At 67.4% G+C, this 25,479-nt stretch carries 31 protein-coding genes; 13 read left to right on the forward strand and 18 right to left on the reverse strand.

The features are described from left to right. Window positions 1–29: 29 nt before the first annotated feature. The 4 genes from deoC to VI056_07070 all read right to left on the reverse strand — a co-directional run bounded on the left by deoC (window position 30) and on the right by VI056_07070 (window position 3,809). Window positions 30–866: a deoxyribose-phosphate aldolase gene (gene deoC / locus VI056_07055; protein ID HEY6202785.1), complete on the reverse strand. Its 837-nt coding sequence runs from the start codon at window positions 864–866 to the stop codon at window positions 30–32. 150 nt (window positions 867–1,016) lie between these two features. Next, complete coding sequence (locus VI056_07060; GenBank protein ID HEY6202786.1) at window positions 1,017–2,897, reverse strand: response regulator; 1,881 nt, start codon at window positions 2,895–2,897, stop codon at window positions 1,017–1,019. Window positions 2,898–3,201: 304 nt separating this feature from the next. Continuing rightward, window positions 3,202–3,411, reverse strand: a complete 210-nt coding sequence (locus tag VI056_07065; GenBank protein HEY6202787.1) for a hypothetical protein — start codon at window positions 3,409–3,411, stop codon at window positions 3,202–3,204. Window positions 3,412–3,515: 104 nt separating this feature from the next. Beyond that, window positions 3,516–3,809, reverse strand: a complete 294-nt coding sequence (locus VI056_07070; GenBank protein HEY6202788.1) for a hypothetical protein — start codon at window positions 3,807–3,809, stop codon at window positions 3,516–3,518. Between VI056_07070 and VI056_07075 the strand changes: the two genes are divergently transcribed. Further along, a complete protein-coding gene (locus VI056_07075) occupies window positions 3,802–3,990 on the forward strand; it encodes a hypothetical protein (GenBank protein HEY6202789.1) in 189 nt (62 codons plus the stop codon). The genes VI056_07070 and VI056_07075 overlap by 8 nt on opposite strands. Before the next feature lie 188 nt (window positions 3,991–4,178). On the opposite strand, the gene VI056_07080 is transcribed toward VI056_07075, so the two are convergent. Then, window positions 4,179–5,096, reverse strand: coding sequence for a lytic transglycosylase domain-containing protein (locus VI056_07080; protein HEY6202790.1), 918 nt, complete (start codon window positions 5,094–5,096; stop codon window positions 4,179–4,181). Window positions 5,097–5,542: 446 nt separating this feature from the next. Here VI056_07080 and VI056_07085 point away from each other — a divergent pair, with 446 nt between their 5' ends. Then, window positions 5,543–5,866 (forward strand): hypothetical protein, encoded by a 324-nt coding sequence (locus tag VI056_07085; GenBank protein HEY6202791.1) that lies wholly within the window; start codon window positions 5,543–5,545, stop codon window positions 5,864–5,866. Here VI056_07085 and VI056_07090 read toward each other — a convergent pair. Further along, a complete protein-coding gene (locus VI056_07090; GenBank protein ID HEY6202792.1) occupies window positions 5,836–6,168 on the reverse strand; it encodes a helix-turn-helix domain-containing protein in 333 nt (110 codons plus the stop codon). The two genes, VI056_07085 and VI056_07090, sit on opposite strands and share 31 nt — an antisense overlap. A gap of 77 nt (window positions 6,169–6,245) precedes the next feature. Here VI056_07090 and VI056_07095 point away from each other — a divergent pair, with 77 nt between their 5' ends. Continuing rightward, a complete protein-coding gene (locus VI056_07095; GenBank protein ID HEY6202793.1) occupies window positions 6,246–6,728 on the forward strand; it encodes an ester cyclase in 483 nt (160 codons plus the stop codon). Between the two features lie 58 nt (window positions 6,729–6,786). Here VI056_07095 and VI056_07100 read toward each other — a convergent pair whose 3' ends face one another. Further along, window positions 6,787–7,971 carry an ATP-binding protein gene (locus tag VI056_07100; GenBank protein HEY6202794.1) on the reverse strand — a complete coding sequence of 395 codons (1,185 nt, stop codon included), beginning with the start codon at window positions 7,969–7,971 and terminating at the stop codon, window positions 6,787–6,789. Window positions 7,972–8,114: 143 nt separating this feature from the next. Then, window positions 8,115–8,870, reverse strand: a complete 756-nt coding sequence (locus VI056_07105) for a response regulator transcription factor (protein ID HEY6202795.1) — start codon at window positions 8,868–8,870, stop codon at window positions 8,115–8,117. A gap of 300 nt (window positions 8,871–9,170) precedes the next feature. Here VI056_07105 and VI056_07110 point away from each other — a divergent pair, with 300 nt between their 5' ends. Further along, window positions 9,171–9,491, forward strand: coding sequence for a hypothetical protein (locus tag VI056_07110; GenBank protein HEY6202796.1), 321 nt, complete (start codon window positions 9,171–9,173; stop codon window positions 9,489–9,491). An 85-nt stretch (window positions 9,492–9,576) separates the two neighbouring features. Here the strand turns inward: VI056_07110 and VI056_07115 are convergent, their stop codons facing one another. Next, window positions 9,577–10,143, reverse strand: a complete 567-nt coding sequence (locus VI056_07115) for a hypothetical protein (protein HEY6202797.1) — start codon at window positions 10,141–10,143, stop codon at window positions 9,577–9,579. A gap of 363 nt (window positions 10,144–10,506) precedes the next feature. Here VI056_07115 and VI056_07120 point away from each other — a divergent pair, with 363 nt between their 5' ends. After that, window positions 10,507–10,872 carry a methionine-R-sulfoxide reductase gene (locus VI056_07120; protein ID HEY6202798.1) on the forward strand — a complete coding sequence of 122 codons (366 nt, stop codon included), beginning with the start codon at window positions 10,507–10,509 and terminating at the stop codon, window positions 10,870–10,872. Window positions 10,873–10,925: 53 nt separating this feature from the next. On the opposite strand, the gene VI056_07125 is transcribed toward VI056_07120, so the two are convergent. Then, window positions 10,926–12,290 (reverse strand): HAMP domain-containing sensor histidine kinase, encoded by a 1,365-nt coding sequence (locus VI056_07125; protein HEY6202799.1) that lies wholly within the window; start codon window positions 12,288–12,290, stop codon window positions 10,926–10,928. Continuing rightward, the gene (locus tag VI056_07130) at window positions 12,287–12,976 is read right to left on the reverse strand and encodes a response regulator transcription factor (GenBank protein HEY6202800.1); all 690 of its coding nucleotides are present in this window, start codon (window positions 12,974–12,976) and stop codon (window positions 12,287–12,289) included. The genes VI056_07125 and VI056_07130 overlap by 4 nt, the downstream gene beginning before the upstream one ends. Before the next feature lie 154 nt (window positions 12,977–13,130). Here VI056_07130 and VI056_07135 point away from each other — a divergent pair, with 154 nt between their 5' ends. The 6 genes from VI056_07135 to VI056_07160 all read left to right on the forward strand — a co-directional run bounded on the left by VI056_07135 (window position 13,131) and on the right by VI056_07160 (window position 19,038). Further along, window positions 13,131–13,889 carry a 4Fe-4S dicluster domain-containing protein gene (locus tag VI056_07135; GenBank protein HEY6202801.1) on the forward strand — a complete coding sequence of 253 codons (759 nt, stop codon included), beginning with the start codon at window positions 13,131–13,133 and terminating at the stop codon, window positions 13,887–13,889. Then, window positions 13,890–15,224, forward strand: coding sequence for an NrfD/PsrC family molybdoenzyme membrane anchor subunit (nrfD, locus tag VI056_07140; protein ID HEY6202802.1), 1,335 nt, complete (start codon window positions 13,890–13,892; stop codon window positions 15,222–15,224). Then, window positions 15,221–15,907 (forward strand): hypothetical protein, encoded by a 687-nt coding sequence (locus VI056_07145; GenBank protein ID HEY6202803.1) that lies wholly within the window; start codon window positions 15,221–15,223, stop codon window positions 15,905–15,907. Before nrfD ends, VI056_07145 begins: the two co-directional genes overlap by 4 nt. Next, window positions 15,904–16,485, forward strand: a complete 582-nt coding sequence (locus VI056_07150; protein HEY6202804.1) for a hypothetical protein — start codon at window positions 15,904–15,906, stop codon at window positions 16,483–16,485. The genes VI056_07145 and VI056_07150 overlap by 4 nt, the downstream gene beginning before the upstream one ends. Window positions 16,486–16,490: 5 nt before the next feature. Then, the gene (locus VI056_07155; GenBank protein HEY6202805.1) at window positions 16,491–17,984 is read left to right on the forward strand and encodes a hypothetical protein; all 1,494 of its coding nucleotides are present in this window, start codon (window positions 16,491–16,493) and stop codon (window positions 17,982–17,984) included. A 154-nt stretch (window positions 17,985–18,138) separates the two neighbouring features. After that, on the forward strand, window positions 18,139–19,038 hold the full coding sequence (locus VI056_07160; protein HEY6202806.1) for a universal stress protein: 900 nt from the start codon (window positions 18,139–18,141) through the stop codon (window positions 19,036–19,038). 2 nt (window positions 19,039–19,040) lie between these two features. On the opposite strand, the gene VI056_07165 is transcribed toward VI056_07160, so the two are convergent. The 7 genes from VI056_07165 to VI056_07195 all read right to left on the reverse strand — a co-directional run bounded on the left by VI056_07165 (window position 19,041) and on the right by VI056_07195 (window position 24,614). After that, window positions 19,041–19,217 carry a hypothetical protein gene (locus VI056_07165; protein ID HEY6202807.1) on the reverse strand — a complete coding sequence of 59 codons (177 nt, stop codon included), beginning with the start codon at window positions 19,215–19,217 and terminating at the stop codon, window positions 19,041–19,043. Continuing rightward, window positions 19,214–20,113 (reverse strand): DUF5668 domain-containing protein, encoded by a 900-nt coding sequence (locus VI056_07170; protein HEY6202808.1) that lies wholly within the window; start codon window positions 20,111–20,113, stop codon window positions 19,214–19,216. Before VI056_07170 ends, VI056_07165 begins: the two co-directional genes overlap by 4 nt. A gap of 11 nt (window positions 20,114–20,124) precedes the next feature. Further along, on the reverse strand, window positions 20,125–20,508 hold the full coding sequence (locus tag VI056_07175) for a PspC domain-containing protein (GenBank protein HEY6202809.1): 384 nt from the start codon (window positions 20,506–20,508) through the stop codon (window positions 20,125–20,127). A 23-nt stretch (window positions 20,509–20,531) separates the two neighbouring features. Continuing rightward, window positions 20,532–21,164, reverse strand: a complete 633-nt coding sequence (locus VI056_07180) for a hypothetical protein (GenBank protein ID HEY6202810.1) — start codon at window positions 21,162–21,164, stop codon at window positions 20,532–20,534. Next, entirely contained in the window at window positions 21,161–21,598 is a 438-nt protein-coding gene (locus tag VI056_07185; protein ID HEY6202811.1) for a hypothetical protein, read from the reverse strand. Before VI056_07185 ends, VI056_07180 begins: the two co-directional genes overlap by 4 nt. A 159-nt stretch (window positions 21,599–21,757) precedes the next feature. Next, window positions 21,758–24,238 carry a cation-transporting P-type ATPase gene (locus VI056_07190; GenBank protein HEY6202812.1) on the reverse strand — a complete coding sequence of 827 codons (2,481 nt, stop codon included), beginning with the start codon at window positions 24,236–24,238 and terminating at the stop codon, window positions 21,758–21,760. Between the two features lie 115 nt (window positions 24,239–24,353). Then, complete coding sequence (locus tag VI056_07195; GenBank protein HEY6202813.1) at window positions 24,354–24,614, reverse strand: hypothetical protein; 261 nt, start codon at window positions 24,612–24,614, stop codon at window positions 24,354–24,356. Between VI056_07195 and VI056_07200 the strand changes: the two genes are divergently transcribed. Further along, window positions 24,613–24,744, forward strand: a complete 132-nt coding sequence (locus VI056_07200; protein ID HEY6202814.1) for a hypothetical protein — start codon at window positions 24,613–24,615, stop codon at window positions 24,742–24,744. The two genes, VI056_07195 and VI056_07200, sit on opposite strands and share 2 nt — an antisense overlap. Before the next feature lie 109 nt (window positions 24,745–24,853). Next, window positions 24,854–25,285, forward strand: coding sequence for an Hsp20/alpha crystallin family protein (locus VI056_07205; GenBank protein ID HEY6202815.1), 432 nt, complete (start codon window positions 24,854–24,856; stop codon window positions 25,283–25,285). Window positions 25,286–25,479 lie beyond the last annotated feature (194 nt).

Below are 25,479 nucleotides of genomic sequence, written 5' to 3' on the forward strand. Positions count from 1 at the left end.
CGCGGCGAACGACGTCGCCCTGCCTACGCTCAGTCAATCGTGAAGTAGTCCGGGTTCTGGTAGCGGCCGGTGCGCTCCTTGTGGATCTGCATGAGCACGTCGTTGAGGAGAGTCGAAGCCCCGATCCGATAGCGATCCGGAGTGAGCCACGCGAGTCCGAGCGTCTCGTGCACCTGCACGAGGAACTGGACCGCCTGCTTGGACTGGCGGATCCCGCCAGCGACCTTCATGCCGACGACACGGCCGGTCTCCTCGTGCACGTCGCGGATCACCTCGAGCATGCAGAGAGCGACCGGCAGCGTCGCGTTGGTCGCGGCCTTGCCGGTCGACGTCTTGATGAAGTCCGCGCCGCCGGCGATCGCGAGCAGCGACGCCCGGCGCACGTTGTCGTACGTGCCGAGCTCACCGGTCTCGATGATGACCTTCAGATGCGCGCGGCTTCCGCAGATCTCCTTCACGCGCACGACCTCGTCATAGACCTGCGCATAGCGGCCCGAGAGGAACGCGCCCCGGTCGATCACCATGTCGACCTCTTGCGCGCCGGCGTCGACCACCCACTTCGTCTCATCGAGCTTCACCTGCAGCGGCGACTGGCCCGATGGGAACGCCGTCGCGACGGAGGCGACCTTCACGTCGGTGCCTTTGGTGCGCTCGAGCGCGTACGGGACGAGGTTCGGATAGACGCAGATCGCCGCCACCGAAGGGATGGCGGGATCGCCGGGGTCCGGCCGGATGCCCTTCGAGCTGAGCGCGGCGACCTTTCCCGGCGTGTCGGCGCCCTCGAGCGTGGTCAGGTCCATCATGCGGATCGCGAGATCCAGCGCGAACAGCTTTGACTCGCGCTTGATCGAGCGCTTCGAGAGCACATCGGCGCGTTCCTCGAGCGCGACGGCATCGACCGACCCGAGACGCGGGAGACGCGGCTCGAGTGGGAGCTCGAATCCTCCGGGAAGCGCGGGTGCCGTCGCCACTACCTTTGAGGATATTCCCCGCGCCGCTGCCGGAGGCGCGGTGGTCTAGCGGTTGCCCGCCGCCTGTGACACGAGCGCGCCTCGCTCCGAGCCCACACTTGGCGCGTGCAGCGCCGCGCCGATGAAGGTCGCGTAGCTCGACAGCACCTGGAGGTGGGGCTCGCCGTACTCACGACGCCGCGTGGTGACGAGCACAAGGACCCCGGCGACCACTTCTGCGACGCCGGGGATCGGGACGACGATCGCGCCCTTCGCATCGGGGACGGCGCGGATCACCGCGCCGTTCGTCAGGTCCCACGAGATGGACGCGTGCCGTTGCAGTTGAGCCCGCACGAGCTCGCCAGCGGTCTCCCGCTGGCCGACCGTTGTCCGCGCCGCGCCCGTCGCCGCGACAAGCTCGAGGCCGCCGCCGGGGACCGTGGCGTACAGCAGGGCGGCATCTCCGGGAACGATCTCCAGCGCGCCCTCTGCGAGGAGCCGCAACACGTCGGGCGTCGGACCGGCCGCCAGCGCCAGCGCGACCTCGGCAAGGGCGCCGAGCCGTCGGCCGTGCGCATCGAATCGGCCTCGCACGAGGCGCATCGCGCCGAAGCCGGCGCCGATGCCCATGAGGACGAGCGCGCCCACGCCGTTGCCGCCGACCCGGATCACCGGCTCTCCGATCGGATGGTCCGTCCCGGCCCAGAGCGCGAAGTTCGCGGCGACCGCGAGGAACGCGGCAACGACGCCGAGCTCCGGCCCAAAGAGCGCACCGGCCACCGCCACGGGCGCGATCGACAGCACCGCGGCGCTCGCGCCGAAGATCGGCTCGGCGATGAGGAACGCGGCCGCGTACGCGACGAGCAGGATCGCGATGACCGTGATCGCTCGCCGGCGCCGTGCGAGAACGCTGAACGCGCCGCGCGAAACGCCCCGTGCGGTCAGGACGATGCGCGCGTTCGCCCGCTCCGGAGGCGTGTCTCGCTGTGGTCTCGCGACGCGGCGGATCTCGGCCAGCAGCGTCGCGAGGGGCGTGTCCTTTGGAACGAACGCAGTCACGCCGTTCGCGAGCGCAAGGTCGCGGATGCCCTCGTCGAGCGTGAACATGACCACCGCGGTGTCAGACGACTCGTTATGAAGGCGCGTCGCCACATCGAGTCCGCGCAGGCCCGGCATCCGATGATCCAGGACGACGACGTCCGGATCGAGCTGGCGAATAAGGCTCAGTGCCTCGTTGCCATCGGTCGCGATGCCCACGGTGACGAGGTCGTCACTCGTCGCGATCGCGCTGCGCAGTCCTTCACGCACCATCGGATTGTCGTCGGCGATCACCAGGCGTATCTGCCTCCGCGCCGCACCGCTGTCGGCGGGCACCTCGCGCGCGCGCTGTTGACGTGCGGCGGCGCGTTCGACGTCCTCCCGCTTCGCGAAGCCGAGCTCGACCAGGAGCGCACCGATTGGTACACGACGGCCCTGACGGAGGCGCTGTTCCGCGAGCGCGCGCTCGAGCTGCGCCGGCTGGATCGCGCCCGCATCGACGAGGAACAGGCCGAGACCGGGGTCGGGTGTGGGTTGATCGAGAACGATCTTCAGCATCCGGACGAGATCGAGGGGGCCGAACGGCTTCACGATGTACGCGGTCGCGCCGACCGCGCTCGCGAAGGCGCGGCTCTCCGGATCGTCGCGCGCGGTCAGCATGACGACGCGAATGTCGCGGGTCTCCGGCGCGCTGCGAAGCTCGCGACACACGACGAAGCCGTCACGCTCGTGCTCTCCGAAAGCGACGTCGAGAAGAACGATCTCAGGCTGCTCCGCGCGCGCAACGACGAGCGTTTCGCCCGGCGTCGAGGCCTCGACGACACGCCAGCCCTGCGCCATGAGCGTTACTCGCACCAGGGCGCGGACCGCCGCGTGGTCGTCCGCGATGAGCACGCTGGGGCCGCGCACGTCCGAGGTTCTTGCCGCATCGCTCATTACGAGAACTCTTGGGCATATGGCAACCCGTGGTCAAGCATGACTTTAATGGGTCGCCGAACGAATGCGACCCGAGGGCGTTAGAGCGGATGGCGATCCTCAGCGCGGAAGGCGATACGACGGATCGGTAATGGCGGAACTCATACGCGACCCGTAGCCGCTGCACACTATTTCCTCAGACGACACCACATCGATCGCGAGGCCGCCGATCGCGAGGGGATAGCGGAGCGGGATCCCGAGGAACTTGTGGAAGTACGGAGCCGGCCGCGCGCCCCGGTTATAAGAGGTGTGGATTGCGCGTGACGACCCACAGCGCGGTCCCGTTGAATCCGGCGTACAGCATCAAGTGCCAGATGGTGAAGAAGCCGCCGAGCGCGCCGTTCTGCAGATTGATGTGATTCCAACCATCGAGGAAGAGCCCCATCACGAGAAGGCTCGCGAGCAGGCTGGTGACGAGGTCCTCGCGCCAGATCGCTTTTGCTCCCACGCTGGTCCCTCCTCTGTCGCAGGTGCGGAGGCTATACCGCAGCAAGACGGCGCTCGCGTGCGCCGGCGAACACAGTCACGGCAGTCCTCGTTGCGCTACTGACGCTAGCGATCACCCGGGGGCGTCGGGAACCGCGGGCGAAGTCCGGCTTGCATTTTGGCGATGTTCCTCCGGACATACAGACCCTGGAGCAGCAACGCGACGACGAAGCCCAGTGCACCTACTGCGAGGATCGCCGATGCGGCCCCTTCGATACGGAGCGTGGCGAGCGCGACGATGACCCCAACGAGCACGGCATTCAGGACCATCACCACCGTGCCTGTGCCCGAGAGTATCTGCAGAAACCAGAAGGGCACGCCGCCGCCAGGCTGGACGCCCATCGTGATGCGCATGCCCATGCGGATCGTCGTGAGCGCTCATCACGAAGTAACGTTCGACGTCGGGTGCGAGCTCCAGATACGCCGCCCGGATGCGATTCATGCCGATCACACAGAGCGCCTCGTGGTAATTCGCCGTGCCGAGGCGGATCGCTGTGGCAACACCGATGAGCAGCACGACAGGCAGGATCCGCGCGGCTGAACGACTCGTTCCAGGCGAGCGAGCGCGACGCGAGCAGGCTCCAGTGCTCGGTCGACAAGATCTGGAGCCGGATCGCTGGCGACACGCCATCGGTGATCGTTGCCCCGCTCGCCGGAACGGGAGCCGGCTCCGCGCCGATCCCAGGTGCGCGTTCGAAGGACATCATGCGGACCTCGCTTCCAGCCGGGTCAGCGACCGTACCCGACCGGCAAAAGGATGTCACCCCGCGTCGTCAGGTAATAGACCTGCCAGCCGTAATAGCCACGGTATGCGTCGGGCTCGGCGAGCATGACCTCGGCGTACGCGGTCACAGCGCGCACGTAACGCTGTGAGTTGTTGTAGCGGAAGAGCGCGTTCGCCATGTTGGCCGGCGCTCCGTTCGCTTTGAGGTAACGCGCAGCCGCGCGGATCGCATCGCGGTCCGAGTTCACGTCACCTTGGCCGTACGCGGCCCACGTGCCGGGCATGAACTGCATCGGCCCCTGCGCGCCCGCGACAGACGTGCCGCGGATCCGGCCCATGCGCGTCTCGACAAGATGGATCGACGCGAGATATGCCCAGGGGACTCCGAACTCGGTCTCCGCCTCGCGATAGAAGCGAGCCAGGTCGGCGAGAGGCGCCGGATCGACGATGCGCCACGCGGTCGGCAGATCGGGACCGGGAACGACCGTCGCACGCAGCTCCGACGTGGCATCGAGATTCGTGGTGACGACGCCGCGGATCGCGGCGGGGACGGCTGCGAGGAATCCCTCGCGCCACTCGGGCCGCGCCGAGATGGTGCGATAGATGCGCTGCTGCAGATGGCCCGTCCACGTCAGCTCCGCACCGGTCACCTTGCTGTCACGGATCGCACGCTCAGCGCCCGCGATCTGCGCGGCGATCGCGACCGGGTCGGCCGCGACCGGCGGAGGTTCCTCGCGCGGGGTCGGCGTCGGCTGCGGACTTGGCGTCGACGTCGGCGTGCCGGCCGCGGACGCATCCGGCGCCGTGGTGGCTAGCGCGCTCGGCGATGCGGACGGCGCGCCGCTCCGAACAGCGCAGGCGCTTGCGAGCACCACAGCGGACGCGATGGCAAGAGTCCGGCTGATGCGGGATGTCAGCGCCACTCGATCGATGCGACCTCCACGGGTTCGGGTATGTCTTTGAGCGTAAGGCTGCGCATCTCGCTGGGGTACGTCGTCTTCGCCGCCGCGAGAGTGCCGGCGCTCCTGGAACGCGTACACCGACAACCGCAGCCACATCGCGCACAACGCGCTGGCCGCAGCCGGTGTCTGGGACGCCAAACAGACCCGCGGACCTGGCCTCATCGACGTCGTGAAAGACATCCTCAGTGTCGGCACAGCGGTCGCACTGGGGCGCATGTCGGACTTCTCATTTCCTGCGAACAAATTCGTCAGGGCATTCGAGGCGGGCAACGAGCGCCCGATCGACAGCGCGGCCACTGGCTTCGGGGATCACGATGTCGTGCGCACGCTGAACGAGGGCTGGCTGAGCACCGGCCCCGGTGCCCTGATCGTCACGTACCCGATGCACGACGCGACGCGCAAACCAGATGTTCGCGCCCGGCCGCGATCCGTTCCTGTTCTCAGTGCCGAGGGTGTGGGACAAGGAAGAGAAATTCAAGATGCTCACCCGCAACGCGAGCCCGAGCCTCACGGATCTTGGCGCGAACCTGTCGCGGTTCCGCGACCGCTACGCCCAGATCCTTTCCGGCCAGCAAGACGTCAGCGAAGAGCTCGCGGCGGTCGGCGGCGAGGACAGCGAGCAGGCCTTCCCGCTGTTCTACGAGCGCTTCTACCAGTTCATCGCGCGGCAGCTCGAGAGGACCAACGCTCTCATCGTCGATCACGCGCGCTTCATCGATGCAGGCCCGTGACGCGAACTTCGGCGTGGCCTGCGGGTGCCCCAGCGCTTCAGTGCGTTGATGGTCGGGCGAAGCTCGCGGCCGCGATCGGTGAGCGTGTACTCCACCCGCGGAGGTACCTCGGCGTAGATCGTGCGTGAGACGAGGCCCGCCGCCTCGAGCTCGCGCAGCCGCGCCGTGACCATCTTTGGATTGGCGTGAACGAGCGAACGTTCTATCTCGGTGAATCGACGCGGACCGTTGAGAAGATCGCGGATGATGAGCAGCGTCCACTTGTGTCCAACAACAGCGAGTGCGCTCGCGAGCTCATCCATCGGGTACTTACTTTATTGTTACTTACTTGCTATTTGCAAGTATTGCGAGTAGGGTTGACGCAGAAAGAAGGGCATCTATGACGCTCACACAAGACAAACCGATCGTCGCTCAGAACGGCACGAACAACGGCGGCATCAACAACGCCGCAGCCAACACCGCGACGATCAAGCAATGGGTCTCAGCCATGGTCAAGGGCGACCTCGACAAGGCTCCGTACGCTGAGGACGCCGAGACCTCCGACCCGAGCGGCAAGTACAAGGGCAAGGCGCAGATCCTCCAGTCACTCAAGGTCTGGAAGACGGCGTTCCCTCAGGGCACCGCAGAAGTCACGAACCAGATCGCACAGGGCGACCAGGTCGCTTCCGAGGTCGTCTTCAAGGCGACGCAGACCGGCCCGCTCGTCGCATCGACGGGAACGATCCCGGCGACGAACAAGCCGATCGTTCTCAAGACCATGGTGATCAGCTCGTTCCGCAACGGCCTGATCCAGCGCGAGCGTACCTACTTCGATCAGGTCGACCTGATGAAGCAGCTCGGCATCACGCAGCCCAAGCCGTAACTCAACCTCGTGGCAGGGCGAAAGGAGCACCCGATAAGGGTGCTCCTTCGTCGTTGCGCTACTGAGTACCGGCGCCTCCGGGCCGCGGTCTGGCGCCCGCGAGCGGCAGTGCGAAAACGAACGTACTGCCGGCGCTCGATGTGGCTTCCAGCCACATACGACCACCGTGACGCTCGGCGAGACGCTTGCTGATGTGCAGGCCCAGGCCGTTTCCGGGAACGTCGCGCGTCCTCGACGTGCGGTAGAACGGCGTGAACAGCAGGTCGCGCTCATCTTCGGGCACGCCAACGCCGTGGTCCGAGACCCGGACCTGCGCCTCGTTCCGTTCGATCGTGAGCAGGACCTCGATCGGATCCGCCGGTCCGCTGTATTTCGCGGCGTTGCTGAGGAGGTTGTCCAGGATCTGCGCGATCCGCGCCGGGTCACCAAGCACGCGCACCGCGTCGGGAGGCCGCTCGAAGCTGATCCGCGGAGTCGCGCCGTATTCGAACCGACCGATCGCCTCCACCACCACGCTCGCGAGATCAAGTGGGACGACCTTGAGGCTGAGGCCGTTGGACGTGATCCGCGAGTGATCCAGGAGCCCGGCGATCAGCTGCGCCATCCGCTCCGTCTGCGCGATCGCGATGTCGATCGCCTCGCGCTCCTTCTCCGGGTCCTGCCCGATGTGCCGGCGCGCCCGCTGCGCTTGTCCCCGGATCACGGTGAGGGGAGCGCGCAGCTCGTGGACGACGACCTCAAGGAGATCGGTCTCCGGCCAGTCGGACGCGAGCCGGCCGACATCCGGGAACACCGTGATCTCGGCGGCCGCGCTGTTGGATGGCGGCGCTGCTTTCTCGTCGGTCGCCGCCGGACCATCGATGGCGCTCCTCACCATCGCGAGGAATTCCTCGACGACGAAAGGCTTGCTCACGAACCCCGCGAACCGCGCGTCGCGGCTGCGTCGCGACGTACCGGCCTCAGCCTCTGCCAGAGCCGCCCCATCGGCCGTGAACATCAACACAGGCAAGGTCGGATGGGCTCGACGGATGGCGGCGGCGTCCGACCAGGTGCGACTCTCGCCGGTGGCGTTTAGCTCGCCGTCGATGATCACGCACCGCGGCTGCCACCGGTCGACGGCGGCGCCGATGAGCGCGTGATCGGCAATGGTGACGGGACGATAGCCGGCCTCGGTGAGCAGATCGCCGACGAGCGCGCTCAGTCCGGCGTCGTCCTCGACGACAAGAACGCTTTCTGGCTTCATCGCTTCCTCCCGCCGTTTCCCCCCACGGCCTGCCGACGACCCGTCTCGGCAGCCAGGACAAGGTCGCACGCGGGTGCGATCGGCGCATGACGATTTCGTAACGCCACGCGCGGCTTGACCCCGGCCCGGGCAGGAAAGCCAGACTAGACCGGGCCGTTCGCCTTCGTGCCCGTCCCCGGAACGAACCGATACCCGCTCCCGGGAACGGTCTCGATGTATCGCGGCTTGTGCCAGTCGTTCTGCAGCTTTGCGCGCAGAGCGCGAACGTGCCGGTCAACCACGTTGCTTTCGATCACAAAGTCGGTGCCCCAGAGCGCGTCGAGGATCTGCTCACGCGTCAGCACGCTTCCCGCGTTCGCGGCGAGCAGGTACAGCAGCGCCTGCTCGAGCGACGTGAGATGCAGCTCGTGATCGCCGGCGAGGACTTTCCGGTTGAGCACGTCGATCTCGAGATCGCCGACACGCAGGCGCGGCACGAGCTCCCCGGCCTTGCCGTGCGTCCGGCGGATGACCGCGCGGGCGCGCGCGACCAGATCGTCCGGAACGAATGGCACGGCGATGTAGTCGTCGGCACCGCGCTCGAAGGCGTCGAGCTTTCCACGAAGGTCGCTTCGGCGGGTCAGTGCGATGACGCCGATCGGCCCACCGGACCGCGCGTCGTCGATGAGCTGGATACCCGCGCCTGCCTCGAGGTCGATGTCGAGAAGAAGGAGGTGCGGCTTCCATTCGGAGATCGCAGCCCTGGCGGCTTCGACGCTCGACTCCGCGCGCCGGAGATAGCCTCCGTGGCGCAGGGTCAGGTCGATGGTGTTCGCGAGCGCCCGGTCTTCGATCACCAGGAGCACGCGCACAGCACGCTCGGCGTCCTTCGTGGCAGGTGCGGCCGGCCTAGACGCCATCCGCTCTCCTTTTACTCCGAACCATGGTCCAAAGCTATTGCAGTTGTCGATGACGCTTCGCAATATTGTCCTCGATTTGGCAATGCCTAACTTGAATAGAAGTGCAATTTCGACCACCGGCCGGCCGGCATCGATCCGGGAGCGCGGCGACAGCTTTCGGCGCCTCCTGGATGGGCAGAGGCGACGTTCGCGGAGCGCGGCTACAACGCCGCGACGATCCATGACATCTGTGCGCGCGCCGGCGTAGGGATCGGGACCTTTTACACGCACTTCGGGCGCAAGTCGGAGCTGCTCCGCCAGGTGATGGTCGTCCGCGCGCCGGTCCTGTCGCGGATCCTCACCACGAAGGACCTTGGGGATAAGGAATCACTCGCCGCCGGTCTTCGCAAGACCGTCGACGACCCACGTTCGGTCGGTCTGTGGCGGGCCTGGTACGACGCCGTGCTGCAGGAAAGCGACATCGCGCGGTTCCACACGGACTGGCGCCGCGCGGTCCGCGATGAGCTCACCGCCATGATCGATCAGGCGCGTGCAACGAAGCCGAGGCAGGGCCGTTTGATGGATACGAAAGTTCGTCGCGTGGACGATGATGACGCTCGCGCGCGAGCTCGCCATCCATGACCGCACGGGCGGTGCGGCAGATGTCGAGACCGCTGCCGAGCTCATTTCCCAGCTCGTTCCCGGACCCGCGCCCACAAGCGCTTAGCTAGGACTGGCTCTCGTAGATCCGAACACCGAGGAGGCGGCTGAACGGCAGTGGCCAGTCACGCGGAGCGAGCATCGCCCCGGCTGGATCATCGTGGTCGCCTACGAGGACCATCAGGCCGGCATACGTCCCCAGCGGTGAACCGATCCACAGCAGACCGAGAGGTGTCGCTGCTCCGCCTTCCGAGACGCCGCGCTGGGTGTCGGCCGGTATGTCGGACGCCGTGCTGTTGATGCCTGACTCCGTCACCGCGAGCCGGTAGTACGACGGCGGACTCTCGGAACGTTCCGTGATCCGCGGTCCGTAATGCCGCGGTGGCTGCCATGTCGCCACGAGTGCATCGAGCGCCACGCGTTCCGCCGGATCACCGTCCGGGAGCTCTCCCGGATGCAGCGCACGCACCGTCGCGACATCGCGGTTGTCGTCGATGCTCGTGAGCAGCGGGACGGCCGGTCCGATCCCGCGAGAGAAGGTCGCGACGATCCCGGCCGCGTCGCCCGCGCTATCCGCGCTGTGCAGCCGGAACTCCTGGACCACCAGGCCATTGATGCGGTCGTCGATCGACATGACCCAAGACTGACCCTCAAGAGCGGTCGAGTCATGACTCGACGGTCATTTCCGGGAACGGCAGCCTGTGAAATCGAGGGTGAAGGTAACTTCAGCAGCGGACCGAACACTATCGACGGCCGCGCCGCCCCCGCGATGACGATTTCGTCATGACGAATCGGTAATGACGACGGCCACCCGCCGGTGCTCATCTTCACGTGAGCACCATTTAACACGCCACCCCAACCCCTCCCCACAGCCGCCGTCGGCTCGCGTCGGGGCCTCGCGCAGGTCACGGCGCGAGCCCGGCGGCAACGACTGCGTGGTGAAGCGCCTGCTCATCACCGGTATGCCGGCGGGATCCTGGGCCCCGATAATCAGGTCATGAGAGCGCTGAACAAGCTCACGGCGGAAGAGGCGCGGGTCATCGTCAACAAGGGGACGGAGCGCCCATTCACCGGCGAGTACGACGATTTCTTCGTCGAGGGCACGTACATCTGCAGACGCTGCGAGGCGCCCCTCTACATCTCAGATGCGAAGTTCCACTCCGGCTGTGGCTGGCCATCATTCGACCAGGAGATCGAAGGCGCCGTGCGGCGGGTGCCGGATCCGGATGGCGAACGCGTCGAGATAGAGTGCGCGGCCTGCGGCGGACACCTCGGCCACGTCTTCGTCGGCGAGCGGTTCACCGCCAAGAACACGCGGCACTGCGTGAACTCGATCTCGCTCAGATTCGCGCCCAGGGCGTAGACCCGGGCCCCGAGCGAATGATCCCGCCGCCGCGCGCTGAGGAGCGGTGCGCGTTACGCGGCCGAGGCCGCCAGCGGGATCCGCGCGGTGACCCGCGTGCCGCGCAGCGGGCGCGACTCGATGCGGATCTCTCCCCCGTGCCGTTCGACGATCCAACGCGCGATCGGTAAGCCCAGGCCGCTGCCCGACGCGTCGATACGTCGTGCGGCGTCTCCACGGTAGAAGCGCTCGAAGACATGCGGCAGGTCAGACACCGCGATGCCGATCCCGTCGTCCTCGACCCGCAGCACCGCGTCCCGACCGTCGTCGGCGATCGAAACGTCCACCGTGCCGTTTGGGGTGTAGCGCAGCGCGTTGTCGAGAAGCACGAGCACGAGCTGCTTGAGGCGGTCGGGCTCGCCTCCCACCGTCACCGCGTCGATGGCACTCACTCGGAGCCGCCGGCCGGCGATACCTTGCAGGTCGGCGAACGTCTCCATCAGCACCTCGTCGAGCTGAACCCGACGCGGCACGAACGCTTCGAGAGCATCGGCGCGCGCGAGCACGAGGAGCTCGTCGACGAGCCGCGAGAGCCGCTCCGTCTCCCGGCGGATCTGCGCGATCGCGACGCGTTGGCCTGCGGGGTCGGCGTCGTTCGCGGCGAGGAGCTCGGCGTTCCCGCGGATCGTGGTGAGCGGCGTTCGCAGCTCGTGCGACACGTCCCCAACAAAACGCTGCTGTTGGCGGTGCGCGTCCTGGAGGCTCGCGAGCATCTCGTCGAACGTCAGCCCGAGCTGCACCAACTCGTCCTCGTCGCCGCCGTCCACACGCACGCGGCGTGAGAAGTCGCGCGATCGCGCGATCTCCCCGGCCGTTTCGGTCATGCGCGCGATCGGACGCAGCGCGCTTCCCGCGATGGCCGAGGCCCCCGCGGCACCGACTCCGACCGCGACGAGCGCGAGCAAGAACAGCGCGGTCCGGAGCTCGGCGTTCGAAGCGTCGACCGAGGCCAGGTTGACAGCGGTAACGACCTTCACGGTGGTGCCGGCGACCGCAGCGACGAGCAGCCGCGCGCGTCCGCTCGGGGTCCAGGTCGTCAGCCAGCCTGGGCCCAGATCGCCGACCCGCAGATCGGCGAGTGCGGGATCGTCGGTGCTTCCAGCGCTGTCGAGCAGCGTCGGACCGTCGAAGATCCACACGCCGTGCGGCTCGTCGATCATGCGATGCAGCTCGACCAGGCGCACGTCGGCCGCGGATCTACCTCCGGTCATCTCGAGCACGACGTCGGCGATCGCGCGATCGGTCATGTCCGTTATCGCCGCATCCACGTCGGCGTCATGCGACTCCGCGTGGAGGACGTAGGCGAGGGTGAGCGCCACCGCGAGCACGACGCCAAGAAGCACGCCGTAGAAGAGGGTGAGACGGCGACGCAGGGTCACGACCCGTCTCGGAGCGTGTACCCCGCGCCGCGCAGGGTGTGGATCAGCCGCGGCTCGCCGCCGGCCTCGAGCTTCTGCCGGAGGTATCCCACGTAGACCTCGCACACGTTCTCGTTGCCCTCGAAGTCGTACCCCCACACCCGTCGTGTGAGATCGGCCTTGGGGATGACCTGTCCAGCTTCTCGCATGAGATGGAGCAGGAGTCGATACTCGGTCGACGTCAGCGTGAAACGACGCTGGCCGCGGCTCGCATCGTGACTCCCGGTGTCGAGCTCGAGGTCCGCGACGCGAAGCACCTTCGGTGAGGGTTCTCGCCGTCGAAGCACGGCGCGAAGGTGCGCCGCGAGCACCTGAAGGCTGAAGGGCTTCACCAGATAGTCGTCCGCGCCAGCGTCGAGACCGACGATCTGATCGCTCGCCCCGTCCTTCGCGGTGAGGATGAGGATGCCGAGATCGGGACGTTCGCTGCGAACTCGTCGGCAGACCGCGAGGCCATCGGTCCCTGGCATGAGGACGTCGAGGACGACCGCATCGGGTTGCCACTCGCGTAGCGAGCGCAGGGCGGAATCGCCGTCGGGCGCGGTCCGCACTTCGTATCCCTCGCGTATCAGCGTTCGCGCGACGACGCTCGTGACACCCTCGTCGTCGTCCGCCACAAGTACGCGCTGCGCCCTGTCGGTGGACATGGATGCAGTGTCAGGAGGGGCCTGACAGCCGGAATCTGCCGGTAGGACCACCTCGTTAGTGCCGAACGGGCCTTTTTCTCAGCCTCTTCTTAGGTGAGCGTTCGCTCCAACCTGAGAGCGCACTGAGAGCGCTGACACAGGCAGGAGGCTGGCGATGGCGCTGGTGTCACGGAGGCAGCTCCTCGGGAGACTGGGAGGTATCGGAGCCGGAGCGCTCGCGGCTGGCTTCGTTCCCCTGGCGTTCGCCGAGGCCGACGCTGCCGAGACCGGCCCCCAGCGCCAGTGGGCGATGGTGATCGACCTCCGCAAGTGCGATGGGTGTAAGGCCTGCACCAAGGCCTGCCAGGAGACCCATCACCTTCCTGAGAGCTTCGAGTGGATCAAGGTCTTCGAGGTCCACGACAAGCAGGGCGGCTCCTTCTTCATGCCGCGCCCATGCTTCCAGTGCGAGAACGCGCCATGCCTGAAGGTCTGCCCCGTCGCCGCGACCTTCAAGACGAGGGACGGGGTCGTCCTCGTGGACCAGGATCGCTGCATCGGGTGCCGCATGTGCATGGCGGCCTGCCCGTACGGCGCGCGCTACTTCAACTACGGCGACCCGCCCGTCGCGAGCAATCCCTTCCAGCACCCCACGCCTGAGTTTCCGGTGCCGCAGCAGAAGGGCACGGTCGGCAAGTGCATGTTCTGCGTGCACCGCAGCGCGAATGGCGAGCTCCCCGCGTGCGTCGACGCGTGTGGCATGAAAGCGATCTGGATCGGCGACCTGGTGGAGGACATCGCGACGAACGGCGACGAGACGGTCCGCCTCTCGACCTTCATCAAGGAGAACGACGCCTTCCGCTACAAGGAAGAGCTCGGTACCGGTCCGCGCGTGTACTACATCGCCGGCCACGGCCAGCTCCTGGACTACTAGATGGACACCCGGACGCACGAGCGCTACGTGGCCCGCGCCATGTGGTCGATCGGCCGCGGCGACGCGAAGTTCTGGATCAGCGTCGTCGTCCTCTCAGCCCTGGTCGCGGCCGGCTTCTATGCCTACATCTACCAGGTCCAGCGTGGACTCTGGGTCACCGGACTAAATCAGAAGGTCTCGTGGGGCTTCTACATCATCAACTGCGTCTTCTTTATCGGGATCAGCTACGGCGGCGCGATGACGAGCGCGATCCTCCGACTCACCAACGCGAAATGGCGGGCGCCGCTGACGCGCATCGCCGAAGCGACGGCCGTCGCCGCCCTGCTCGTCGGCGCGATCTATCCGATCATCGATCTGGGCCGGCCCGACCGCTTCCTCTACACGATCCAGTACGCGCAGGTCGGATCGCCGATCATCTGGGACCTCGTCGCGATCAGTACCTACATGATGGCGAGCCTCGTCTTCCTGTATCTGCCGCTCATCCCGGACCTCGCGACGACGCGCGACACGATGCGGCCGGGCCTGTTGCGCCGGATCTACGGCATCCTCGCGCTCGGGTGGCGCGGCGCCGTGGGTCAGGAGCGCTCGCTGCAGCGCGGCATCGCGGTCATGGCCGTCCTCATCATCCCGCTCGCGATCTCGGTGCACTCGGTGCTCGCATGGCTCTTCGCGGTGACCGCGCGCGGCGGCTGGCACAGCACGATCTTCGCTCCGCTCTTCGTCCTCGCCGCGATGCTCTCGGGTGTCGCCGCGGTGATCATCGTGGTCGCCGTCTTCCGCAAGGTGTATGGCCTGCAGGAGTTCATCACCGCGAAGCACTTCCGCTACCTCTCATACCTGCTCATCGCACTGGGCATGGGGTATCTGTACTTCATGGTCAGCGAGTACCTCACGGAGGGATACCTCCTCGACGCCGCGACGACGCCGGTGCTCGAGGCGATCTTCGTCGGGACCTACGCACCAGCCTTCTGGGGTTTCACCTTCCTGGGTCTCATCTTCCCGCTCCTGCTCGCGGCGGTCCCCGGACGGTGGGCGATCGGGCGCGTGTGCGCGGCGTCGGGACTCGTGATCGCCGGCATGTGGCTGAAGCGCTTCCTCATCGTGGTCCCCGGCATGGCCGAGCCGGTCATGCCCTGGGACTGGGGCCGGTACGCACCGACATGGGTCGAGGTGACGATCACCATCGGGACCGCGGCGGCGATCCCGCTGATCCTGATCCTCTTCTTCCGCTTCTTCCCGGTCATGTCCGTCCACGAGATGGAGGAGGTCGAAGGCGCATCCGAGCCGCGCGCCGCGGCGCTGGTGCCCAGCTTCGCCTCGGGAGGCGACGAATGAGGCGCATCGTGATCGCGTTCGCGGCCGTGAGTATCGCGGCATTCGCACTGCTCGGACCCGGACGCTCGCTCCTTCCCGCCGGGACGCGGCCCGTGAGCGCGCTGGCCGCGCCGGCGCCCGACGCTGCCGCGCCGGCGCATGCCGGACACGACACGGCGAGCGCACGCGCCGTGCGAGCGGCGATCGCGCCGCCGCCGGACGGCGCCCGTGTCGAAGTCAAGACGCGCGCAGCCGCCAAGGCGGAGCTCGGATACGTCATCGAGACACGCGTCGTGAGCCCCGACGGCAAACCGGTCAACGATGCGATCGTCCGGTTCTACGACCTCGTCGACTTCTTCGGCCCGCGCGAGGAGCTCATCGGGACCGCGCGCACCGACGGCCAGGGGAACGCCTCGCTCAGTTATCTGCCGGCGTCGACCGGGTCACACGACATCGCCGTCCGCTTCGCCGGGCAGGGATCCCTGGTGCCGTCGGTGGGCACCGCGACGTTCGAGGCGACGCTGGCGGCGCCACCCTATCGCAGCGACGAGCCCGCTCTGCTCGGCTTCACGCGCCTCGTCCCCTACGCCGCCGGCGCGATCGTGCTGTCGGTCTGGGGCCTCATCGCGTTCGCACTATTCGGCACCGCGCGCGGCATCGCCGTACGCGCGGTCAAGACAACCGCAAAGGAGGACACCGCATGACGTTCCGATCCCGCGCGCTCGCATCCACCGCGGCCATGACCTTCCTCGCCGGCGTACTTGCCTCGTGCGGAGCTGGCACTGGCGAAACGGGGACGTCCGCTACGACGGCACCGACGACCGCGCCGACCGTCGCGGCCACCACCAAGCCCCAGGTCGCCACGTTCCTCATCCTGCAAGGCGACACGGTCCGTAGCCCCGAAGGGCTCACCGATGAGGAAAAGACGTTCCTCTCCTGCACGCAGCAGAGTCGGTTCCCTCAGGGTTCGCGCATCGTGTGGCGCTACCGGGCGCTCGACCCGCTCTCGAACAAGGCCCTTGACGACAAGGCCATCAAGTCGTTCGACCTGATCACTCCAGACGGGAAGGCAACGGCATTCAAGTACGGCGGGCACGGTGGCACCAAGGAGGCCCCCGCGGAATTCTTCTGGACCGCCGGCTTCAGCGTGCCGAAGGACTACCCGACCGGAGCGTTCACCTACCAGATCAAGGCGACGAGCCTGGACGGCGCGATCGGTACCTGGAACCAGTTCTTGGTCCCTGCCGCCCAACTCCAGATCGTCCCTGCCGGAAAGAGGTAACTGAAATGAGGCGTGTCGCCGTCGCGTTCGCCCTCGCAGCCATGCTGTCCGCGTGCGGCAGCGCATCCAAGACGCCCGAGCCGAGCGCGAGCGTCGCCGCAACGCCCAAGCCCACCGCGTCCGTGGCGGCGGCCGCCTCAGCGCAACCGTCGATCCAACCACAGGAGATCGTTGGCAAGTTCTCGCTGGAACCGGCACACGGCCCGTGGGATACGCCGGTGACCGCGACGGCGAGCGGTCTCAAGCCATCGACCAAGTACGACCTCGTCTGGACCACCGGGAAGGTCCAGTGGAAGCTCTCGGACGACCGGAGCAAGTTCCTCGGGCGCGACGCCCGGACCGTGCAGAACGCTCTCCAGAGCGTCACGACCGACGCGACCGGCGGCTTCAAGGCCACCTTCGCCGTCCCGCAGGGATTCGGATACGCGCACGACGTGATGGTCGTCGACGCCGACAAAGTGATCCGCAACAAGAGCCTGTTCGATGTCGACATGGTCACGACGATCACGCCGACCAGCGGTCCCGTCGGGACACCGATCACCGTCGAGGTGAAGGGCATCGGCTATCAGTCGTACCAGAACAGCTTCCAGCTGGCGTATGACAACGCGTACACCGGCTGGGTATCGTCGATCACGACCGACGGCTACGCCAAGGTCGTGATCCCCGCCACCGGTTACGTGGGCACGCACATCATCACGCTCGGCCATTCCGAGTTCGGCGCGCCCTACATGAACCCGAACCAGCAGCCCGTCGTCGCATCGCGGCCATTCCCGCACATTCCCTTCACGGTCACCGATGGCGTCGCGGTGAAGCCCACGGCTGCCGAGGCGCAGGGCTTCGCTCAGATCGCGGCGAGGCCGGTGGCGCAGGGCATCTGGTCCGCTCCCTACGGAGCGGCTGTCGGCACGCCGGCGACGTTGAACGGCAAAGCGCTCGCCGCGAACAGCGAGATCGAGCTTCAATGGACGACGATGGTCGGCAACCGCTCCGTCACCGGATTCGAGGAGCGCACCAAGACGCTCACGAGAGTGAAGACGGATGCGGCCGGCTCGTTCAATTGGGCATTCCCGATCCCCGATGACCTCGGCGGTATCCACACGGTCACCGCAAAGCTCGGTGACGCGGTCGTCGCGAAGACGAGCGTGTACATCCTCGCGAGCGCCCTGCCCCTCTCCGTTGACAAGGGCCCGTCGGGCACGAAGACGACACTGCACCTGAAGGGTGTCGGCTGGACGGAGACCGAGCAGATCTACCACGTCGTGTACGACAACGCCTTCACCGGATACGCGTGTGCCTTCCAGAGCGCGGGCGACCTCACGATCTTCCTGACCGTGTCCGGGGCGCCGGGCTGGCACTACGTCGACATGTATCCCGGCATCTACCAGGGCAGCGAAACGCGGCCGGCCAACTACAAGATGCCGCAGCTCACCGCGCTGTCGGACCATCCCGGCGAACCACTGCCGATCTTCCGCTTCGCGTTCCTGATCACATCTCCGTAGACACACCCCTCGTGCCTGACACGCGCCGCTCGCGGCGGAAGCAGCGAGCGGCGCGTCCGGGCATCCGACGAGATCGATCCGCGGAACTCATACTGACGCCGACGAACTTGAGCAAGTCGAACGCGCACAGCTCCGACGCGCCACGATGTCATCGATGCACGAACGGGTGCTGAAGCCGCTACGTGTCCTGTTCGCCGCCGACGAGTCCCCGGGTTCAGAACGCGCCCGCGCTCTGGTGCGGAAGCTCCATCTGCCGAGGGGGTCGTCGATCCGCGTCGTCCGCGCGCTGGGTGCCGAGCCCACGGCGGCGGGTCTTCCAGACGCGATGCGCGACGAGGTCGTGAGCGCGGTCGTCTCGGCGCTCCAGGCCGAAGTCCAGGCGTTCGCGGAGCCGCTTCGGCAGACGCAGATCACACTCGAGGCCGAGGCACTTCGCGGCCGAGCCGCGAGCGTGATCGTTACGGAGGCCGAGCGGTGGGCGGCCGACCTTGTCGTCGTGGGCTCCCACGGCCGCGGAGCTATTGCCTCGGCGATCCTGGGTTCGGTCGCCGCGGAGGTCGTCGACCACGCTCCCTGCCCGGTGCTGATCGCCCGTGCCACCGACGTCACCTCGATCGTCCTCGCGGACGATGGATCGGCTGACTCAGGAACGGCGGCGGGCGTGGTCGCGTCGGGGATCTTCGCGGCGCCGGTCCAGGTGATCAGCGTCGTTTCCGTCACCCGGCCCCTGTCGTCGGGCATCGCCCCGACCGTCCGAGCTGCGGCCAGGGAAGCGTACCGGGAGGCGCTCGCCGCGGACCGCGTCGAACACGAGCAGCTCGTCCGCCGGCGTGCGGACCAGCTCCGCGCGGCCGGCCTCGAGGTCGCCACCGACGTGCGTGAGGGCGATCCTGGCGATGAGATCCTGGCTGCCGCTCAGGAGAGCCGGGCCGACCTCATCGCGATGGGAACGCGTGGACGTACCGGCCTGCAGCGCCTCATCCTGGGGAGCGTCGCGCGCAAGGTCTTGGGCCGCGCGAGCGGCTCCGTGCTGGTGGCACGCTCGCGCGGCTGACCCTATGCCGCGAAGGCCCGATGCCGGCGGACCGCCTTCCCTTGCCGGGCTCGGAGCTCTGCCCGCCAGGGGCTTGACGTCGCGGCGTCATAGCCTCGCTCGTACGCGCTCAGCGCGAGGAAGGCGATGACGATCGTGCCGAGCGCGACGCCCACGATCAGGCCAACGACGAACGTCATTCCGTCACTCCCTGGTGGATCGTGATCGAAGACACGCCGGACGAGATCGCGATGGTCAATCGGTTCGTCGCCGAGCTATAGCCGTTCGACTCCTCAGGACCCGAGATGCTGTTCAGGGCACCGGTCACGCGGACGCGGTACTCGACGCCTGCGGGGATGCGCAGGTCGACCGACGAGGCGCCGGTCGAGACGGTGACGGGAACGTTGCCATTCGCCTTGGGCAGCGCGATCTCGAGATTCGAGGCGCCATTGTTGATGGTCGCCTCTGTCAGCATCACGTTCGATAGGTCGAGATCGAAGTCGCCGGCTCCGAGGTTGAGCGTGAGGCCCACGGGCATGTCGGACGGCACGGTGACGTCCCATGCTCGGGCGATCCCACGAAGGGGACTGTTCTGATCCGTCGACTTCACTTCGACGATGGCCGACCCGCTGCTACGGACGTTCCACTGCAGGTCGATGTCCTCGCGGGTCGACTTGACCATGACGAGGTCCGGCATGACGGCGGCGGACGGGCCCGCCTTCACGGTGAGGTCGCCGGCCCCGTAGCCGAGCGTGAGCGAGAGCGACGACGCGCCGGTACGAAGCACGCTCTCCTGCGAGGTGAACGTGCCGGTGTTGATGACGTTCGCACCCGGTAGATTCGGGGTCGCCGCTAGATAGAACAGGGCCGCGCCGATGATCGCGATCTCGACGATCGCCGCGACGATCACCGAGCGTGGCCGTAGAAGCAGGTCGACGCCGAGGATCACGAGGAGGACCGGCCAGAGCTGGGCGACGCCCATCCATGAGACGCGATCCAGGTATCCCGCGTTGGCGAGCAGGAACACGACACCGAGCGCGATCAGGACGAGCGGGAAAGCCAGAGAGGGGGTGCGTCGCGGGGACTCGAACGTCATCGCCGGGCTCGTCATGGCCGTACCCTCCTGAGCAGAAGTGCGACACCCGCCGCGACCAGGACCAGCGGCCAGGCGAAGCGCCAGTTGATGAACGTGAACGCGCCGAGGTTCGCGAGCAGCCACAGGGCACCGATCGCGATGAGGACCGTGGCCAGCACCTCGTGTCCCCGCTCACCGAGCGCGACCGCCGGGGAGCCCTCGCCGACCGGGACGGCGATCCAGAGCACGATGTACAGAAGGACCGATGCGCCGCCGGCCAGTGCGAACACGACGAAGGCCAGGCGGACGAGTGCCGGGTCGATGTTGAAGTAGTGCGCGAGCCCGCCGCAGACACCCGCGATCGCTTTGTCCGTGGCGCTGCGATACAGCCGTGGCGTGGTTCTGATGTTCTCCATTGAGTGAGCCCTCCCTGTGTATTTCAGTACGTCGAGCTGGACCGCGACATTGCGGCGGCGGCATGCGATTCCGCCAGCTCTTTGATCCGGGTGAGCATCCGCTGCTCCATGACGAAGTCCATCGTCCCGAACACGGCGTTCGCCACGGTCTCCGCCGCACCATTCGCCTTCGAGCCGCGCCAGCGCGTGATGAGCCGTGTGCCGTCGTCGCTCGGCAGCAGGTAGAAGGTCCAGCTGACCGGGCTGACGGACTGGCCTCGGTACACGATCACTCGCGGCGCGCTCACCATCGCCACGGTGTACGCGAGGCCGGTCGGCGGGTGGAACACCATCTGATCCCCAACGTTCCGGTCCTGCAACTCTGGGTGGATGCGTGTGGCGGAGTGACCGTCCACGGCATCACCGGACCCGACGATCCGATCGATCCAGTCGTAGCTGTACATACCCGCGCGTCCGACGCCCATCTGCACGAGCCAGCGCCAGGTCTCGTCTGGGGTCACGTGGATCGAGATCGCTTTGGTGCCCATCGTCCCGGCGCCGGGAAGGATCTCGTCGCCCGGAAGGCGGATCGATCGCTCGACCCCCCACATGCCGGCGAGGACCAGGGGCACCCCAGCTATGGTGATCGCGATCTTCGTCTTGCGCCCGATCGTCATGGCGTCGAAGGCTCCACTAGCGCGCCGCCCTGGTAGACGATCAGGAACACGACGATCGCATCGACGAAGAGCGGCATGATCGCCAGCGGGCTGAAGTAGATCGCGAACAGCAGCGCCGACGCGGCGGACGCGAAGAGCACGAGAGGCTGCCACCACGTTGGTGGGACGACGAAGCCCCACACGCCCGCGATCGCGACAAGGAAGGCCATCGAAGCGAGACCAGCGGCCACGAGCGCAAGGGTCGGCGAACCGGTCGCGGGGAGCGTCGCCGGCGCGATGACCGTGGGAATGCCCTCGAACGCGGGCCTGGTCTGCTGCCCGAACGGCCAGATCACCCAGCCCTTCTCGTAGGGCGGCCCGCCGGGGACGAAGAACGTCGTCGGGAAGTGCCAGCCAATGATGAGCAGCGCGGTGAGTCCGATCTTGAGCAACACCTTGGTCCTCCCGTGCGCACCGATCGCACCGGGTCGATCGTGGCTCCCCGCGATGTCGCGAAGAAGTTCCGGAAGGCGCGACTAGCGATGCCATCCTTCGCTTGGGGGACAGGTGTTCTGATGACGCTGGCCGTAATGCTGCGCCTGACGCGAACGCCCCTATGCAGCAGACGTCGCGACGCGGCGCGCATGGGTGAGCTTGAGCGCCTCGGTCCAGCACGTCGTTGCGATCGCCAGCGCGGCCGCGACGAGCCACCCGCCCAAGGACGGCGGCGTGAGCCGTAACAGCGACGCGAGCGGTCCGACGTACTCGACGAGGACCAGCGAGCCGAGCGTCGCCCCGAGGATCCACACCAGCGCGCGGTTGCCCGCGAGACCGACGCGCCAGAGAAGGCGGTCCCCCGCGCGCTCGATCATGACGAGCAGCACCTGACCGAAGATGAGCGCTGCGACGGCAAGGCCGCGCGCGGCTTCCGCGGACGCGCCCGATCCGAGCGCGTACAGGTAAAGACCGAGCACGCCTGCGGTGAGCGCGAGCCCGCGCGCGAGAAGGCCCGCAAGCGCACCGCGGTCGAGGAGACCGGTCCCTCGTCCGCGCGGCGGGCGCCGCATGAGGTCGTCCGCAGCCTGGTCTGACTCGAAGACCAGCGACGCGGTCGGATGCACCAGGAGCTCGAGCCATACGAGGTGGATCGGCAAGAGGAGCAGCGGCGCGCCGACGAGCGGCACGACGAGAGCCGACACGAGCAGCGGGGCGTGGAATGCGATGAGGTACGAGAACGATCGGCGGAGGTTCTCGAAGATGCGGCGACCGTCGCGCACCGCCGCGACGATCGTCGCGAAGTTGTCGTCGAGCAGCACCAGCGTTGCGGCGGATCGCGCCACATCCGTGCCGCGGCGACCCATGGCGATGCCGATGTCGGCCTCGCGCAGCGCCGGTGCATCGTTGGTCCCGTCACCGGTCATCGCGACGACGTGTCCCTGCGCGCGGAGCGCGCGGACGATGCGGTGCTTCTGCTCGGGACGGGTCCGCGCGAAGATGTCGACGGTAGAGACCAGCGTGGCAAGCCCCTCGTCCTCGGCGGCGTCGAGATCGGCACCCGTCGCGACGCGAACGTGAGCCAGTCCGAGCGACTCTGCCACCGCCTTCGCCGTCACGGGGTGGTCGCCGGTGATGACGATGACTCGGACGCCGGCCGCGCGGCAATCGGCGAGCGCCTCGGCGACCCCTGGCCGAACAGGGTCGGCGAACGCGACGAGACCGACAAGCGCGAGCTGCGATTCGTCATCAGCGCGGTCGCCATGCTCGTTCACACGTGTTGATGACGCGACGGCGATCACGCGCATCCCCTGACCGGCGAAACGCTCGTTCGCGGCGAACGCGTCCGCCCGCACCTCACCGCCCGTGATGCCGCGTCCGGCGATCCCTTCGAGGGCGCCTTTGGCGTGCGCGCTGAGCACGCCATCGTGTCGCCAGACGTGCGTAAGGTATCGCTCGGCCGTGTCAAATGTGTGATCGCGGACGAGCTCGCCGGCGTGCAGCTCGTCGACGCCCGTCCCATGAGCAGCCGCGAAGCGCACGATCGCCTGGTCGAGCGGATCGTACGGGCGCGGTTCCGACGCGAGGACCGCGGCACGCAGCAGATCGCCCTCGGAGGCGTGCGGCGCGGTCCAGAGTGCGGCCACTTCGATCGTGCCCAAGGTGAGCGTGCCGGTCTTGTCGGTGCAGATCACGCTCGTCGCGCCGAGCGTCTCGACCCCGACCAGACGTCGCACGAGTGCCCGGTCGCGCGCGAGCCGCCACGCTCCGAGCCCGAGGTAGAGAGCGAACACCATGGGGAATTCCTCGGGGATCGCCGCCATCGCGAGGCTCACGCCGGCGATGAGCGCGGACGCGAAGTCCATGCCACGCCAGAGCTCGATCCCCACGACGGCGACGCAGAAGACCGCCGCGACGATGGAGAGCTGGACAACGAGCCGGCGGATGAGCGCCTGGAGCGGTGTCTGCGGCTGCTCGGCACTGGCCACGAGCTGCCCGATCGCGCCGTAGCGCGTCGCGCGTCCGGTCGTCAGCACGTTCGCGGTGGCTCGACCGGCCAGTACGGTCGTCCCCGCGAAAAGGTCGGCGTCCCCGGCGGCGCTCGTCTTCGTCACCGGGAGCGACTCCCCGGTCAGAGTGCTCTCGTCAACGACGAGCTCGGTGCCCGACACCAGGCGACCGTCCGCCGCGATCACGTCACCTTCGCGCACGACGAGCACGTCGCCGGGCACCACGTCAAGGGCCGGCACGTGCTGCTCAACACCGTCGCGGATCACCAGCGCGGTCGGCGCGGCGAGCCGCCGCAGACTCGCGAGCGCGCGCTCGCCCCGAAGCTCGAGCACCACGGTCACCGCCGCGATAGGCAGCAGCGCAGCGAAGGTGACCACCGCATCGACGACGTCGCCGAGCGCAAGATAGACCGCGCTCGCGATCACGAGCAGCACCGACATCGGATCGGTCAGCACCTGGACCAGGACGTGGCGGATCCCACCTGACGGTGCCTCGGGGACGAGTGCGTTCGGACCGAACGTGACCAGACGCTGGCGCGCTTCGATCGCGGACAGGCCGGTATAGATCGTGCGAGACGCGTGAACGGTCACGATCCGCAGCGTAGGCGGGCCGCGAGTAAGCTCATTAGTGCCGTTCGACGTGCAGGCGGGCGCCGTTCGGCCCTTGGCCCACTGGACCGACCGCCGCAGGCTGTTGGCCGTGAGCCTACTGCTGGAGAAACAGGCCGTATCGCCGCTGGACCGGATGGTGTTCTGTCCCTTGCGGTACCACGTTGTGCCACTCGAGCGTTGTCTTGACTGCAGCCGCTTGGTCCGCGCCGACGACAACGATCCGCCGCGTTACGTGGTCTGCGACGTCAAGATGCTCGATCGCCGCGCCGCTCGTTCCGCTTAGGGCCGTTCTGCCTCGCGGGCGGGTCCATTGGCACTTACCGCCGGGCCGCGCTTCCTCCAGCATCGTCTTCATGGACGTCATCCTTTTCTGGGTCATCGCGTTGGTGCTCTTCGCCGCCCTGAGCCTGCTGTTCGCGCCGGACAGCGTCGAGAAGCGGCGTGCGATCGACCACTACGGCAGCTGGGCTGGGCTCAAGGCCTAGAGGGCGTGAGGCTTCTCCCTTAGGGAGATTGCCGCGCACGACTGGAGCGCTTTGCCGTCTGTTCCCTCGAGCCTCTCCACGCGACGCTCGTCGCGAAAGGAGAGGACAGATGCCCACCACCATCACACCCATGCGCGACTTCGTGTCCCTGCGTGACGCGCTCGACAAGCTGTTCGAGGACAGCTTCATCAAGCCGCCAGTGCTCAACGGCGGTACGACCTTCCCCATCGACCTGTACGAGACGCCTGAGACCTACGTCATGAAGGCGTCGCTCCCCGGCGTGAAGTCCGAGGATCTCTCGATCGACGCGACCTCCGAGATCATCGTCATCAAGGGCGAGTACAAGTCGGAGGTCGAGGTGAAGGAGGACGCCTACCTGCGCAAGGAGCGCCGGTCGGGGATGTTCCACCGGAGCTTCGAGCTGCCGCTGAGCGTCGACCCGACGAAGATCGAGGCGACGTTCAAGGACGGTGTCCTGACGTTGACCCTCCCAAAGGCGGATGTCGTCAAGCCAAAGCAGATCAAGGTGAAGACCGTCTAGTCTCCTGCGCGACGCGCGCGGCTCTGATCCAACAGCGGCGATCCGGTCGAGATCGATCTCGGCCGGATCGTCGCGCTCAGAACGCTCCGAACGTCGGCCCTACGCGACGGAGTGGCGAAGGATCGTACGCAGCCTCGAGGACGCGACACGCCGCGGATCGGATAGATAGATCTCGTGCAGCATCTGCACAACGC

It is taken from the genome of Candidatus Limnocylindria bacterium (assembly GCA_036523395.1).
GTDB lineage: Bacteria > Chloroflexota > Limnocylindria > P2-11E > P2-11E > CF-39.

What these genes read in the sequence shown, in the direction of transcription:
- VI056_07170 (HEY6202808.1), bottom strand. Translation starts at nt 20,113, where the DNA reads ATGACGTTCGAGTCCCCGCGACGCACCCCCTCTCTGGCTTTCCCGCTC.
- VI056_07160 (HEY6202806.1), top strand. Translation starts at nt 18,139, where the DNA reads ATGCACGAACGGGTGCTGAAGCCGCTACGTGTCCTGTTCGCCGCCGAC.
- VI056_07090 (HEY6202792.1), bottom strand. Translation starts at nt 6,168, where the DNA reads ATGGATGAGCTCGCGAGCGCACTCGCTGTTGTTGGACACAAGTGGACG.
- VI056_07100 (HEY6202794.1), bottom strand. Translation starts at nt 7,971, where the DNA reads ATGAAGCCAGAAAGCGTTCTTGTCGTCGAGGACGACGCCGGACTGAGC.
- VI056_07070 (HEY6202788.1), bottom strand. Translation starts at nt 3,809, where the DNA reads ATGGGCATGCGCATCACGATGGGCGTCCAGCCTGGCGGCGGCGTGCCC.
- VI056_07115 (HEY6202797.1), bottom strand. Translation starts at nt 10,143, where the DNA reads ATGTCGATCGACGACCGCATCAATGGCCTGGTGGTCCAGGAGTTCCGG.
- VI056_07155 (HEY6202805.1), top strand. Translation starts at nt 16,491, where the DNA reads ATGAGGCGTGTCGCCGTCGCGTTCGCCCTCGCAGCCATGCTGTCCGCG.
- VI056_07195 (HEY6202813.1), bottom strand. Translation starts at nt 24,614, where the DNA reads ATGAAGACGATGCTGGAGGAAGCGCGGCCCGGCGGTAAGTGCCAATGG.
- VI056_07150 (HEY6202804.1), top strand. Translation starts at nt 15,904, where the DNA reads ATGACGTTCCGATCCCGCGCGCTCGCATCCACCGCGGCCATGACCTTC.
- VI056_07105 (HEY6202795.1), bottom strand. Translation starts at nt 8,870, where the DNA reads ATGGCGTCTAGGCCGGCCGCACCTGCCACGAAGGACGCCGAGCGTGCT.
- VI056_07175 (HEY6202809.1), bottom strand. Translation starts at nt 20,508, where the DNA reads ATGGAGAACATCAGAACCACGCCACGGCTGTATCGCAGCGCCACGGAC.
- VI056_07120 (HEY6202798.1), top strand. Translation starts at nt 10,507, where the DNA reads ATGAGAGCGCTGAACAAGCTCACGGCGGAAGAGGCGCGGGTCATCGTC.
- VI056_07075 (HEY6202789.1), top strand. Translation starts at nt 3,802, where the DNA reads ATGCCCATGCGGATCGTCGTGAGCGCTCATCACGAAGTAACGTTCGAC.
- VI056_07145 (HEY6202803.1), top strand. Translation starts at nt 15,221, where the DNA reads ATGAGGCGCATCGTGATCGCGTTCGCGGCCGTGAGTATCGCGGCATTC.
- VI056_07130 (HEY6202800.1), bottom strand. Translation starts at nt 12,976, where the DNA reads ATGTCCACCGACAGGGCGCAGCGCGTACTTGTGGCGGACGACGACGAG.
- VI056_07085 (HEY6202791.1), top strand. Translation starts at nt 5,543, where the DNA reads ATGTTCGCGCCCGGCCGCGATCCGTTCCTGTTCTCAGTGCCGAGGGTG.
- VI056_07135 (HEY6202801.1), top strand. Translation starts at nt 13,131, where the DNA reads ATGGCGCTGGTGTCACGGAGGCAGCTCCTCGGGAGACTGGGAGGTATC.
- VI056_07095 (HEY6202793.1), top strand. Translation starts at nt 6,246, where the DNA reads ATGACGCTCACACAAGACAAACCGATCGTCGCTCAGAACGGCACGAAC.
- nrfD (HEY6202802.1), top strand. Translation starts at nt 13,890, where the DNA reads ATGGACACCCGGACGCACGAGCGCTACGTGGCCCGCGCCATGTGGTCG.
- VI056_07205 (HEY6202815.1), top strand. Translation starts at nt 24,854, where the DNA reads ATGCCCACCACCATCACACCCATGCGCGACTTCGTGTCCCTGCGTGAC.
- VI056_07165 (HEY6202807.1), bottom strand. Translation starts at nt 19,217, where the DNA reads ATGACGTTCGTCGTTGGCCTGATCGTGGGCGTCGCGCTCGGCACGATC.
- VI056_07180 (HEY6202810.1), bottom strand. Translation starts at nt 21,164, where the DNA reads ATGACGATCGGGCGCAAGACGAAGATCGCGATCACCATAGCTGGGGTG.
- VI056_07200 (HEY6202814.1), top strand. Translation starts at nt 24,613, where the DNA reads ATGGACGTCATCCTTTTCTGGGTCATCGCGTTGGTGCTCTTCGCCGCC.